Source organism: Streptomyces sp. B6B3, from assembly GCF_039871525.1.
Taxonomy (GTDB): domain Bacteria; phylum Actinomycetota; class Actinomycetes; order Streptomycetales; family Streptomycetaceae; genus Streptomyces.
The window spans coordinates 14901-27665 of record NZ_JBDPLU010000005.1 but is presented as its reverse complement, the minus strand read 5'-3'; the positions used below and the strand labels follow the sequence as shown (position 1 = coordinate 27665).

7 protein-coding genes are annotated in these 12765 nt (G+C 73.7%); 2 read left to right on the top strand and 5 right to left on the bottom strand.

Features of this window, described 5'->3' with window-relative positions; all coding sequences use genetic code 11:
• The first annotated feature begins 64 nt into the window (after positions 1-64).
• Complete coding sequence (locus ABGB06_RS12645; protein WP_347588454.1) at positions 65-2434, top strand: heavy metal translocating P-type ATPase; 2370 nt, start codon at positions 65-67, stop codon at positions 2432-2434.
• Between the two features lie 105 nt (positions 2435-2539).
• Here ABGB06_RS12645 and ABGB06_RS12640 read toward each other — a convergent pair whose 3' ends face one another.
• Together ABGB06_RS12640 and ABGB06_RS12635 are read right to left on the bottom strand one after the other, a co-directional pair.
• Positions 2540-3070 carry a peptidase inhibitor family I36 protein gene (locus ABGB06_RS12640; RefSeq protein WP_347588452.1) on the bottom strand — a complete coding sequence of 177 codons (531 nt, stop codon included), beginning with the start codon at positions 3068-3070 and terminating at the stop codon, positions 2540-2542.
• A gap of 432 nt (positions 3071-3502) precedes the next feature.
• Positions 3503-4030 (bottom strand): hypothetical protein, encoded by a 528-nt coding sequence (locus ABGB06_RS12635; RefSeq protein ID WP_347588450.1) that lies wholly within the window; start codon positions 4028-4030, stop codon positions 3503-3505.
• Between the two features lie 294 nt (positions 4031-4324).
• On the opposite strand from ABGB06_RS12635, the gene ABGB06_RS12630 reads away from it, so the two are divergent.
• A complete protein-coding gene (locus tag ABGB06_RS12630; protein ID WP_347588448.1) occupies positions 4325-5185 on the top strand; it encodes a lamin tail domain-containing protein in 861 nt (286 codons plus the stop codon).
• Between the two features lie 224 nt (positions 5186-5409).
• Here the strand turns inward: ABGB06_RS12630 and ABGB06_RS12625 are convergent, their stop codons facing one another.
• The 3 genes from ABGB06_RS12625 to ABGB06_RS12615 form a co-directional block, all read right to left on the bottom strand.
• The gene (locus ABGB06_RS12625; RefSeq protein ID WP_347588446.1) at positions 5410-7107 is read right to left on the bottom strand and encodes a sigma-70 family RNA polymerase sigma factor; all 1698 of its coding nucleotides are present in this window, start codon (positions 7105-7107) and stop codon (positions 5410-5412) included.
• Positions 7108-7306: 199 nt separating this feature from the next.
• A complete protein-coding gene (locus tag ABGB06_RS12620; RefSeq protein WP_347588444.1) occupies positions 7307-10420 on the bottom strand; it encodes an NHLP bacteriocin export ABC transporter permease/ATPase subunit in 3114 nt (1037 codons plus the stop codon).
• The gene (locus ABGB06_RS12615; RefSeq protein ID WP_347589144.1) at positions 10417-12561 is read right to left on the bottom strand and encodes an NHLP family bacteriocin export ABC transporter peptidase/permease/ATPase subunit; all 2145 of its coding nucleotides are present in this window, start codon (positions 12559-12561) and stop codon (positions 10417-10419) included. The genes ABGB06_RS12620 and ABGB06_RS12615 overlap by 4 nt, the downstream gene beginning before the upstream one ends.
• Positions 12562-12765 lie beyond the last annotated feature (204 nt).

The following is a 12765-nucleotide window of genomic DNA, read 5'->3' as shown; positions in this document are numbered from 1 at the left end:
TCCCTCCCCGCCCGGGCACCCGTGCGTGCCGCACATACCCCCCGGGTGTATCGTAGGAGAAGCGATGAGCACCGACACCGACATCGATCCCGAGACAGCCCACGTCGAGCTCGCCATCGGCGGGATGACCTGCGCTTCCTGCGCCAACCGCATCGAGCGCCGGCTGAACAAGCTGGACGGCGTCACCGCCTCGGTCAACTACGCCACCGAGCGGGCGCGGGTCAGCCACGCGGCCGGCGTCACCGTCGCGGACCTGGTGGCCCAGGTGGAGGCGGCCGGCTACACCGCCGAACCGCCCCCGCCGCCGGCGCCCCCCGCCGTGGCCGGCGCCGACCCGACCGCCGCCGACGCCGGCTCCGCGGCCGGCGCGCCGGCGACCGAGGACGACACCCGGCTGCGGGCGCTGCGCGACCGGCTGCTGGTCTCGGTCGCGCTCACCGTGCCGGTGATCGTGCTCGCCATGGTGTCCGCCTGGCAGTTCACCAACTGGCAGTGGCTCTCCCTCGCGCTCGCCTGGCCCGTCGTGGTCTACGGCGGCTGGCCGTTCCACCGCGCCGCCTGGACCAACCTCCGGCACGGCACCGCGACGATGGACACCCTGATCTCGATGGGCTCGCTCGCCGCGCTCGGCTGGTCGGTCTACGCCCTGTTCTGGGGCATGGCGGGCGAGCCGGGCATGACCCACCCGTTCCGGATCACCATCGAACGCACCGACGGCAGCGGCAGCCTCTACCTGGAGGCCGCCGCCGGGGTCACCACGTTCCTGCTCGCCGGCCGGTACTTCGAGGCGCGCGCCAAGCGCCGCTCGGGCGCCGCGCTGCGCGCCCTGCTCCAGCTGGGCGCCCGCGACGTCGCCGTGCTGCGGGCCGACGGACGCGAGGAACGGGTCCCCGTGGAACGCCTCGCCGTCGGCGACGTCTTCGTGGTCCGGCCCGGCGAGACGATCGCCACCGACGGCGTCGTCGAGGACGGCACCTCGGCCGTGGACGCCTCGATGCTGACCGGCGAGTCCGTGCCCGTCGAGGTCGGCCCCGGCGACGCCGTGGTGGGCGCCACGGTCAACGCCGGCGGGCGGCTCGTGGTGCGCGCCACCCGCATCGGCGCCGACACCCAGCTCGCGCAGATGGCGCGTCTGGTGACGGAGGCGCAGCACGGCAAGGCCCAGGTGCAGCGGCTGGCCGACCGGATCTCCGGCGTCTTCGTGCCCCTGGTCATCGCCCTCGCCGTCGCCACCCTGGGCTTCTGGTGGGGCGCCGGCGAGGAGACGGCCGCCGCGTTCACCGCCGCCGTCGCGGTGCTGATCATCGCCTGCCCGTGCGCGCTGGGCCTGGCCACGCCGACCGCGTTGCTGGTCGGCACCGGCCGCGGCGCGCAACTCGGCATCCTCATCAAGGGACCCGAGGTCCTGGAGAACACCCGGCGCATCGACACCATCGTGCTGGACAAGACCGGCACCGTCACCACGGGCCGGATGGCGCTGGTCGCCGTGCACCCGGCCGAGGGGGAGGACGAGGCCGAGGTGCTGCGGCTGGCGGGCGCGCTGGAGCACGCCTCCGAGCACCCGATCGCCCGGGCCGTCGCCGAGGCCGCGGCCATGGGGGCACCTCCCACGCCCTCGGCCTGGGGGAGCCTCCCGGAAGCGCTGCCGAAGGTGAGCGACTTCGGCACCACCGCGGGCCTGGGCGTGCAGGGCGTCGTGGACGGCCACGCGGTGCTCGTCGGCCGTCCCCAGCTCCTGGCGGACTGGGCGCAGCCGCTGCCCGCCGAGCTCGAACGGGTGCTGGCCGACGCCGAGTCCGAGGGCCACACCGCCGTCGCGGTCTCCTGGGACGGCAGGCCCCGCGGGGTGCTCGTCGTCTCCGACACCGTCAAGCCCACCTCGGCGGAGGCGATCCGCCGCTTCCGCGACCTCGGGCTCACCCCGATGCTGCTGACCGGCGACAACGCGGCTGCGGCCGCCGCGGTCGCCCGGCAGGTCGGCATCGCCGAGACGGACGTCATCGCCGGCGTGCTCCCGGAGGGCAAGGTGGCGGCGGTGGCGCGGCTGAAGGAGGAGGGCCGGGTGGTCGCCATGGTCGGCGACGGGGTCAACGACGCCGCCGCGCTGGCCACGGCCGACCTGGGCCTGGCGATGGGCACGGGCACCGACGTCGCGATCGAGGCCTCCGACCTCACCCTGGTGCGCGGCGACCTGCGCGCCGCCGCCGACGCGATCCGGCTCTCCCGGCGCACCCTTGCCGTCATCAAGGGCAATCTCTTCTGGGCCTTCGCCTATAACGTGGCCGGTCTGCCGCTCGCCGCGGCGGGCCTGCTGAACCCGATGCTGGCGGGCGCGGCGATGGCGTTCAGCTCGGTCTTCGTGGTCACCAACAGCCTCCGGCTCCGCCGTTTCCGGGCGACGGTTTCGGAGAATGCGCGGGCCGTGCGGAAATAAGCTCCGGATAAGCGCGAGCCAACCGTGTGGACGACATGTGGATGCCACCGGCACATTGCCGGTGGCATCCTTTGTCCGGAGTGTGAATTCCGGGATCAGCCGGGGTCAGCGAATGATGCCGTCCTCGCCGGGGTCGTCCATGGGCCGGATGTCCTCGCCGGGGTCGTCGACCGGCCGGATGTCCTCACCGGGGTCGTCGGCCGGCGTGGCACCGCTACCCTGGCCGCCACCTTCGCCGCCGCCCTGGCCGCCGCCTTCGCCGCCACCGCCGCCGCCGTCACCGGGGCAGGGGCCGACCGCCACCGACTGGGCCGGAGGGTCGATCGTGGACAGCCGGCTCTGCGGCGGGAGCTGGGTCTGCTTCCCCCGGAAGCCGGGCTCGGAGTAGAGGCAGACCGGGACATCGCTGGTGTTCACGGCGCTGGGCGCCGGGAACGGCAGCACCGGAATGTCCTCGAGGTCGCTGTAGAACGGCTGGCCGCGGAAGTCGGGCTGCGAGTAGAAGCACAGGGGAGCCGGGCAGTCCGGCTCCGTCGGCTGCTGCTGGGCGGACGCGTTCGTGGCGGGGAGCGCGAAGCTCATGATGGCGATCGCTGCGGCCAGGGCGCCGATCAGCCTGGCGAATGCACGTAACATGGGTTCTCCAATTCTCGTGCGGGAGTCAAAGCCAATCAGAGCCTTTTCCTGGCATCAAAAGCGGCAAACGAATGAAACATTAGTGTGAGAATAGGAAGAGCAATTTCCGGGCGCTTATGGAATCCTTATTCACCAAGCCTTGGCTATAAATTCCGACACTCAGTAATTCGGCTCTTTTCCACCCTTCCCCCCGCGATTGCCACCCGGCTCCTGCCCGATCCGGCGCGTCGCTCCCACGCCCGCCGGCCTCGGCTCTCGCCGCGTCGCCGCCGTTGACGCGTTCATGTGACGTAGGTCATGCCGCCCGAAAGCGGTTACTCGACGCCCGTATCGGCGCCGAGACAATGGAACCCCGCGGGCGCCGGGCCGGATGGGGCGGCTCGGAGCCCGCGGGGGACTGTGGGGGTGGGGCGGTTCGGTCGGCCGAGTCGGTCAGCAGCCGCCGCAGTTGTAGTACGTGACGTCCCAGTGGTTGCCCTCCAGGGCGTAGATGTTGCCGGAGCCCGACTCGTACAGGGCCGCCCCGTCGCTGCGCTCGCCGATGTAGGTGAAGCTGCCGGTGATGTAGTTGTTGATGCAGCTGCTCAGCGCGTAGTCGAGCTTGTAGCCGTTCCAGTGGCTGTAGGTGCCGCTCGCGTGGCCCGTCTCGGTGCCGCCGGTGATGTTCAACGCGCAGCCGCTGGCCGACTTCAGCGTCTGGGCGCCCTGCGCCGACATCAGGTTGAGCTGCTCGAAGGACGTGCAGGTCGGGTTGTTGCGGTCCGAGCAGCCGCCGGAGGAGGACCAGGTGATCCCGGAGGACTGGAACCGCGACGTCGCCTGCGAGTGGGTCAGCTTCGTGACCAGCGGCGTGACGTCGGTGACCTCCGCCGCGGTCGCCGGGGCCAGGCCGGTCGCCGGCGCGGCGAGGAACCCGCCGGCGGCGAGAGCGAGCGTGGCGAGGACGGAACGAACGCGCATCGAGAACCTCCTGCAGAGGATGTGGGGGAAATGCTGTGGGGAGAGCGAGTCGTGCAGGCGGTGCAAGCAGGATGATGCCCCAGATCTACGCGCGTAAGCCAGAGGTCGGAGGCGACGAACTTGCGGCGACTGGTTGTCGATCAGGTGTCGACGGAGTGTCAGAACAGGTCAGCGCGGCAACTCAGGGCGACGGCGTTAACACGTTGGGATGGTGATGATGTGTCTGTCGGCTGGATCCGGAGCGGACGCGGGTACGCCGGAGTCGATCATGATCCGCCGACCGAGGAGACACGCATGAGCACCGCTGTCACATCAGGTTCCTGGCCGTCCGCCACGGCCGACACGTCCACGTTCACCGGTCTGGGCACCGACCACGTCAGGTGGGGGAACGTCGCGGACGGCGCCAAGAGCGGCTACGTCTTCCGCGGCGGGACCGTCGAGGTCCAGCTGGACGGGACCGAGTTCACGCTCGGCACCTTCACCCACGAGAACTTCCCGATCCCCGCGCTGCCGACGCCGCAGTTCGACGTGGACCTCACGGTGCGGGTCGAGTTCGAGGACGGCACGACGAGCGACTTCAGCTTCCGCTTCCACCACAACGAGACGCCCAACGAGGGCCCGGCCCCGGAGGACCTGGTCGACCTGCCGACGTTCGTCTCGCCGGAGGAGGTCACCGTCGACGGCCAGAAGTACCAGGTCGTCATCAGCGGCTTCAAGCAGAACGGGCAGATCGTCCGGCAGTTCGTCAGCGCGGAGGGCGGCGCCAACAGCGCCGACGTGGTCGCGCTGTTCGCCCGCGCCGGCGAGCCGGACGTGGTGCTGACCAACGTCCACTACCGCGGCCAGGCGACCCAACAGGCGGACGAGTACGTCGAAATCATGAACCGCGGCTCCGAGCCCGCCGACATCTCCGGCTGGCGGCTCGGCGCGGACGACGCCGGCCAGGACTACGTCTTCCCGCAGGGCACGGTGCTCCAGCCGGGCGAGCGGATCCGCGTGTACACGAACGAGTCCCACCCGGAGTGGGGCGGCCACTCCTACGGCATCAACCGCCCGATCTGGAACAACCAGGGCGACACGGCCCTGCTGCAGAACGCCGACGGCGACACCGTCTCCGACCTCCCGTACGGCAACAAGGTGCCCGCCACGCCGTAGGCGGCTCCGTTGTCAGACCCGTGTGCTGAGATCGTCACAGCGTCACCGTCCGGTGACGCTGTGACGAGGGGGTGGGGATGAGGCAGCGGATCCCGCGCCCGAATCGGACCTCGCCGCCGCCGAGGCACGGCTGGCGGGTCCGGGTGCTCGCCGAGTTGATCACGCGGGAGCGGGGGCGGGGGGTCCTCGCCACCCCGCGTGGGTGACCGGTCGGCTTGGCCGCGCTACTCCGCGGTGGGCAGCAGGTCTTCGGTGTCGGAGTCGGTGTCGGTGTCCGTGTCGGCGTCGGGGGCTGGTGCGGGCTCGTCGTCGCCGAGGAGGGAGTCGGTGAGCTCGGTGAGGTCCAGCCGCAGGGCCGGGTCGGGTTCGGCCGCCTCCGGTTCCTCGGACAGCGGGGCCGGGTCGTCGGACACCAGCGGTTCCGTCTGGTCCGCGACCTCGTCCGCCGCCTCACGTCCCCGCTCCCGGGCCGTCTCCCGTGCCGGATCGCCGACCGCGTCGATCACGCCGTCCGTCTCGGGGGTGAGCTGATCGTCGGGGCCGGTGAGAACCGGGAGCAGCGGGGGCGCGGTCTCGACGGGGCAGCCGAGGTCGAGGACGACGAGGGTGAGGGCGGCCTGTCCTTCCGGGTCCGAGAGGCAGAGCAGGCCGGCGGGGTTCGCGCGGTCGGCGTCGGCGTCGTCCGGCGGGGCCTGGTCCCGGTGTTCGGCGGGGCCGGCGTCCTCGGCGCCGGCCGAGGGCCGGGAGCGCTCGGACGACGCGGCGGCGTCGTGGTGGGCCGCGGCGGTGGTGGCCGGCCGGGCCTCGGTGGCGCGGGCAGCGGCCTCGGCGGCGGTGGGGGCCGGCGAACCGGCCGTCAGCGCCAGGGTGGCGGCCGCGGCGACGGCGACCTGGCCCAGCACGCTGCCGACGCCACCGAGCCCGGTGGCGGTCGTGCCGGTCGCCACCCCGCCCGCGACGCCCGACGCCCAGGCCACGGACGACGCGGGCGGCGCCGCGGCCGTGGCCCACCAGCCGGCCACGGCGAACGGCACCAGACCGCGCAGCGTGGCGTTGACGTCGACCAACTCCAGGTAGGCCGCGCGGCAGCGGTCGCAGTCGTCCAGGTGGTGGCGCAGCCGCCGGGAGCAGGACGAGCCGCGGACCAGCGCGGCCAGCCTCCTGGCGTACCTGCGGCAGTCCTTCCGGTCGGTGAGCGCGTCGTTGACGTGGGCCTGGAGGTACGCCTGGCGGAGTCCCTCGCGGGCGCGGTGGGCCAGCACGGCGGCGGCGTTCGAGGTCAGCCCCAGCGCGTCGGACACCTCGCTGAGCGACTGCTGTTCGACCGCGGTGCGCCACAGCACCTCCCGCCAGCGCCGCGGCAGGCTCCGGAACGCCCGCACCAGCAGCGCCCGGTCGGCCTGGTCCAGCGCCTCCGCCTCGGCCGACGCGGCGGGGGGCCACACCGTGCGGAAGGCAGGGGTCGACTCCCCGGCCGTGCCGTCCAGGGCGCTGCCGTCCAGGGCGGTGCCGTCCGGGGTAGTGCCGTCATCGGTGGGCAGGGCGGAGGAGGGCTGCCGGGCCGGGCGGTCCGGGGCCGGGACGTCGGCCAGCGTGCGCTCGTGCCGCTCGTCCGCCGACCGCCCCGCCGCCAACCGCCGCACCGAGACCACCAGGTGGTCCCGCACCGACGCCGTCGGTCCGCCGCCCCGGCGCACCGCGCCCAGCGTCCTGGTGAACGCCTCGTCCGTCAGGTCCTCGGCCGTGTGCGCGTCCAGGCCGTCGCCCCGCGCCTGCCGCCGCACGGTCCGCGCGTGCCGCCGGTAGAGCTCCGCGAAGGCGTCGTCGTCGCCCTCGCGGGCGCACGCCAGCAACACGGTGTCGGGGGCGTTCCGATGGTCCACCCGGTGGTCGGCCCGGTGGTGAGCCTGTTGAACCGTCACGTGACCGCGTCCCCTCGTCGTGCTCCGTCGCGCGTGCCGCCGCTGCCCCCGCACGTCATCCCGGTGTGAGCCGGGTGGTGCCTGGGGCTCCTGCCGCACGCGTTGCGCGTGGTGTTCGTCTGCTCAGGTCTCGCGGCTCTACTCCTGGTTCCCCGCCGCCATCTGTCGGGGTCCGCCGCCGCCCGCGGCCCGTCGTCCGTCACCGCAGCTGCCGCCGCGCCAGCTCGTGGAAGAGGCCGCCGGTCTCGGCGAGCAGCGCCGCCGGCGGCCCCTCCTGGACGACCCGCCCGTCCGCCATCACGACCACCCGGTCGGCGTCCATGATCGTGGAGAGCCGGTGCGCGATCACGACCCGGGTCGCGCGCAGCGCCCGGGTGGACTCGATGACGACGCGCTGCGCCTCGTTGTCCAGCGCGCTGGTGGCCTCGTCGAAGAAGAGCACACGCGGCCGGCGGATCAGCGCCGCGGCGACCATCAGACGCTGCCGCTGGCCGCCCGACACGGCGCCGCCCCCGGCGGACAGGATGGTGTGCAGGCCCATCGGCATCGCCTTGATGTCGTCGGCCAGGCCGGCCATCGCGGCGGCCGCCCACACCTCGTCGAGCGAGTACGTGCCGGCGCCGCGGATGCAGTCCAGGATCGAGCCGGCCAGCGGCTGCGCGTTCTGCAGCACCACCCCGCACTGCCGGCGCACCGCCGCCTGGTCGAGCGCCGCCAGGTCCTGGCCGTCGTAGAGCACGCTGCCGGACAGCGGCTGGTCGAAGCCGATGAGCAGCCGCAGCAGCGTCGACTTGCCGCAGCCGCTCGGCCCGACGACGGCGAGGAACTCGCCCTCCCGGGCGTCGAGGGAGACCTCGTCGAGCACCAGCGGGCCGCTCTCCGCGTAGCGGTAGGACAGGTTCCTGACCTCGACGCGGCCGCGCAGCTCGCCGGGCGGGCTGCCGGCCGCCGGCGCGCCGTCCCGTTCCCCCTCCCGCTTCCCGGTCGCGGGGACGCCCTCGGGCGTCTCCTGGAAGATGGGCCTGACCTGCTCGAACATCGGCAGCACGGCGGCGGCCGAGAGCAGCGCGCCGGTCAGCTGGGTGACCGAGGACAGCATCATCGTCACGGCGGTGCTGAAGGTGAGGAACGAGGCCGCGGACATCGATCCGCGGGCCGGCCCGGCCAGCAGCATGAACATCACCAGCGTGCACAGCGGCAGGCAGACGGCGTTGAGCACGGTGACGGTGTTCTTGATCCGGCCGATGCGCTGTTGCAGCTCCCGGGTGCGGGCGAACTCCCGGGCCCAGGACGCGTAGGCGAAGCTCTCGGCGGCGGCGAGCCGCAGCTTCGGCAGGCCGCGCAGGGTCTGGTAGGCGCGGTTGTTGAGCTCGTTGCTCAGCTTGATCAACTGCCGCTGGTAGCGCAGTTGCCACAGCCCGAGGGAGAGGAAGACGGTCGCGATGACCAGCAGCATGGCCAGGGCGACCAGCGCCAGCGGCACGCTGTAGACCAGCAGCAGGACGAGGTTCATGGTGCCGACGCTGCCGGCCTGCACGCACACCGAGCCGACGCCCGACAGCACCCGGCGGATGGCGCTGATGCCCATCGCGGCGCTGGCCAGCTCGCCGGTGGAGCGGCCGGCGAAGAACCGGGTCGGCAGCCGCAGCAGCCGATCCCACACCGCGGGTTGCAGGGTGGCCTCGATCCGGCCCTCCATCCGGAGGATGGCGACGTTCTGCAGCAGCATGAACGCGGCGGCGACCACGCTGGTCGCGACGATCGCCACGCCGGCCTGCACGATGAGGTCGTGCTGGGCGCGCGGCACGTACTCGCCGAGCACCCGCCCGGTGGCGATGGGGACCAGCGCGCCGAGGCCGACCGCGACGAGCCCGCCCAGCACCAGGCGGCGCACCTCCGCGCCGGTGCCGCGCACGCTGAACCGCACGAGCTGCGGCAGTCCGAGCGGCCGGTCGGGCAGCGGGCGGTAGAACATCACGCCGCTGGGCTCGAACTCGTCCGCGTTCCGGGGACCGACGCGCTCGCGGGTGCCGGCGACCGGGTCGACGGCCAGGTAGCCGCCGCGCCGCCAGAGCAGGGCCACCGGCGCCCCGTCCCCCGCGCGCCGGCCCACCAACGGGCCGCTGGGCTCCGCCCACCAGCGCCCGGCGAGCCGGATCTCGCGGGTCCTGATCCGGGAGGCGAGCGCGACGCGTTCCACGGGGTCGGTGCGGTCGTCGTCGGCCCCGGCGGCGAGGCCGGAGCCGCGTGGTTCGGTCAGGGTGATGCCGTCCTCGCCGGCGACCAGCCGGCACGCGGCGAGGGTGGCGTCGGCGTCGGCCGCCGGGGTTCTCGCCGCGCGGTCGCGGCCGGTGCTGCCGATGGCGTCGAGCAGCGTCCGGTCGGCCTGGGACCTGGCCGTCTCGCCAGCCTTGATGCCGGCCGCGGTGCGGTCCTCGTGGGCCCGTTCCAGCTGGTCGATCCAGCGGTCGAGGGCGCTCAGCAGCCGCCGCTGCTGGTCCACCATGCCCTGCCACATCGCCGCGTCCACCAGCAGCGTGCCGGCGGCGCCGTCCTGGTACGCGGCGCCGTAGCGCACGCCGCCGGGCGGCACATGCATCCACAGGATGTCGTCGTCGGCGGCCCCGGCGCCCTCCTCGACGGTGGCGCGGCCGTCCAACGGGGCCTGGTACAGCGCCCGCAGGCCGCGGCCGATGCCGCGCGCGAAGGCGTCCTCCAACGGGCTCACCGGCGGGTGGCCCCCGCCCCAGCCGGCGTCGTACGGGCCGGGCCCGCCGGCGGGTCCGTACCCGCCGTACCCGGCGTATCCGGAGTGGTCGCCGTATCCGCCGTACCCTCCGTAGTCCCCGTATTCGCTGGGGCCCCCGAACGGGCCGCCCCCGAACGCCCCGTGCTCCGCGGCCGGGCCCTGGCCGTACCCGGCGTACTCCCCGGTCGAGCCGTAGCCCTCGAACTGCCCGTACCCCTCGTACCCCTCGTACCCGCCGGGCGCCGCCGCCGGCAGCTCCCCCAGTTCGATCCGGTGCAGCCGGCACCCGGGCAGCGGCCGGGCCACCAGCGTGTGCTCGGGCCCCTGCACGGGACCGAGCAGCAGCGTGCCCCCCTCCAGCCGGCCGAGGAAGTGCCAGTGCCCCGTCCCGCCCGCGTTCACCGCGAAGACGTCCAGCGCGCCGTCCACCACCAGCCACAGCACGGCCGGTCCCTCCAGGGACAGGCTGCGCAGCCCGGTGCAGTCGACCGCCTGTCCCAGTCCGCCCAGGGCCGCGACGACGGGATCGGTGGGCAGCGTGGCCTGCTGCGGGGCGTCGGTCATCCTGGCGCCCCCGCGCCGCCCGGATTGACCAGCCTGGCGTACGGGCCGCCGGCCGCGATCAGGTGTTCGTGCCGGCCGCGTTCGACCACCGTGCCCCGGTCCAACACGACGATCTCGTCGCTGTCCCGCACCGTGCTCAGCCGGTGCGCGATGACCACGCAGGCGCAGCCGCGGCGCCGCAGGTTGTCCATGATGAGCTGCTCGGTCACCGCGTCCAGGGCGCTGGTCACCTCGTCGAGCACCAGCACGCTGGGCCGGCGCACCAGCGCGCGGGCCAGTTCGAGGCGCTGGCGCTGGCCGCCGGAGAAGTTCCGGCCGTCCTGTTCGACCCGGCTGTGGATGCCGCCGGGGCGGCGCGCCACCGCGCCGTAGACCGCGGCGTCGCGCAGCGCGGCGACCACGGCCTCGTCGGTGACGGAGGGGTCCCACAGCGCGACGTTGTCGCGGACGCTGCCCTCGAAGAGGAACACGTCCTGGTCCACGAAGGCGACCGACGCGGCCATGGCGCCGCGCGGGATGTCCGCGAGCGGCATCCCGTCGATCCGGATGGTGCCCTGCCACGGCGTGTAGAGGCCGGCGAGCAGCCGGGAGACGGTGGACTTGCCGCTGCCCGAGCCGCCGACGAGGGCGAGTTGCTGCCCCGGGCCCACCGACAGCGTGAGGTCGGTCAACAGCGGCGCGTCCAGCGGGCTGTAGCCGAAGGTGACGTCGTCGAGTTCGACATGGCCGGTCAGACGGCGGGTGCTGGCGGCCGGCTCGCGCCGGGAGAACAGCGGGTCCACGGGGAAGTTCTCCACGTCCCGCAGCCGGGCCACGTCCGCGGCGAAGTCCTGGAGCCGCCCGGCCACGCCGTTGAGGCGGGTGATCGGCGCGGTGAAGCTGGTCACCAGGGCCTGGAAGGCGACGAGCAGGCCGACGGACAGGTGCCCCTCCACGGCCCGGGTGCCGCCGACCGTGAGGATCACCGCGCTGTTGAGCGCGGCCAGCGTCGGCGCGACGATCGCCAGCCAGGCGCTCGGCACGCCGAGCCGCTGCTGGGTGTCCAGGGTGGTGGCGTGCTGCCCGGCCCAGCGGCGGAAGAAGCCGTTCTCGCCGCCGGTGGCCTTCATCGTCTCGATGAGCGTCAGACCGCTGTACGCGGTGTTGGTCAGCCGGGCGCTGTCGGCGCGCAGCTTCTGGGTGCCGGTGGCCCGCAGCCCGATCACGATCCGCATGGCGACGACGTTCAGCAGCGCGATCCCGATGCCGACGACGGTGAGTTGCGGGTCGTAGGTCCACAACAGCACGGCGTAGAGCACCACCACCACGGCGTCCACGCCGGCGGCGGCCAGATCGCGGGCCAGGGTCTCGGCGACCGTGTCGTTGGACTGCAGGCGTTGCACCAGGTCGGCGGGGCCGCGCTGGGCGAAGAAGGTGACCGGCAGCCGCAGCAGATGCCGCAGGAAACGCGCGCTGCCCAGGGTCGAGGAGATGATCCGGCCGCGCAGCAGGTTGGCCTGCTGCAACGCGGTCAGCGTCGCGGTGAGCGCCAGGCTGGTGCCCATCGACAGGAAGAGCACGCTGAGCAGCGAGGTGTCGTTGCCGATGAGAAACGTGTCGATGTACGTGCGGCTCAGCGCGGGCACCGAGGCGCCGACGACGACCAGCAGCAGGCTGGCGAGCACGGCGGCGAACATGGTGCCCGAGGTGCCGCGCAGCCGGGCCGGCATGGCCTGGGTGACGCCCGGTTTCCGGCCGATCCGGCGGAACCGCTCGCCGGGCTCCATCACCAGCACCACGCCGGTGAAGCTGGTGTCGAACTCGTCCATCGGCACGAAACGGCGGCCCTTGGCCGGGTCGTTGACGTACACGCCGCGGCGGCCGAGGCGGCGGCCCAGCCCGTCGAAGACGACGTAGTGGTTGAACTCCCAGAACAGCACGGCGGGCGCGGAGACCTCGGCCAGCGCGGCCAGGTCCATCTGCATGCCCTTGGCGGTCAGGCCGTAACTCCGGGCCGCCTTGAGGAGGTTACTGGCGCGGGAGCCGTCGCGGGACACGCCGCAGGCGATGCGCAGCTCCTCCAGCGGGACGAACCGGCCGTGGTGGGCGAGCACTATCGCCAGCGCGGCGGCGCCGCACTCCACGGCCTCCATCTGCAGCACGGTGGGCGTGCGGACGCGCTTGCCGCGCGGGAGGCGCGACGGGCGCCGGCCGCCGTGTCGTGCCCCGGGACGGCGACCCCCGCCCCGGGGCACGGTCCGCCGCCGGCGGCCACCGGCGGCCGTCTTCCCGGCCTCGGCCGCGCGCGGCACCGGCGCCTGGGCCCGCGCCGCCGCGCGGCCCCCGGTCCGAGCCGGGCCGGGGGC

Coding starts and splice junctions, on each gene's coding strand:
- ABGB06_RS12620 (WP_347588444.1), bottom strand. CDS start 10,420: ATGACCGACGCCCCGCAGCAGGCCACGCTGCCCACCGATCCCGTCGTC.
- ABGB06_RS12645 (WP_347588454.1), top strand. CDS start 65: ATGAGCACCGACACCGACATCGATCCCGAGACAGCCCACGTCGAGCTC.
- ABGB06_RS12640 (WP_347588452.1), bottom strand. CDS start 3,070: ATGTTACGTGCATTCGCCAGGCTGATCGGCGCCCTGGCCGCAGCGATC.
- ABGB06_RS12635 (WP_347588450.1), bottom strand. CDS start 4,030: ATGCGCGTTCGTTCCGTCCTCGCCACGCTCGCTCTCGCCGCCGGCGGG.
- ABGB06_RS12630 (WP_347588448.1), top strand. CDS start 4,325: ATGAGCACCGCTGTCACATCAGGTTCCTGGCCGTCCGCCACGGCCGAC.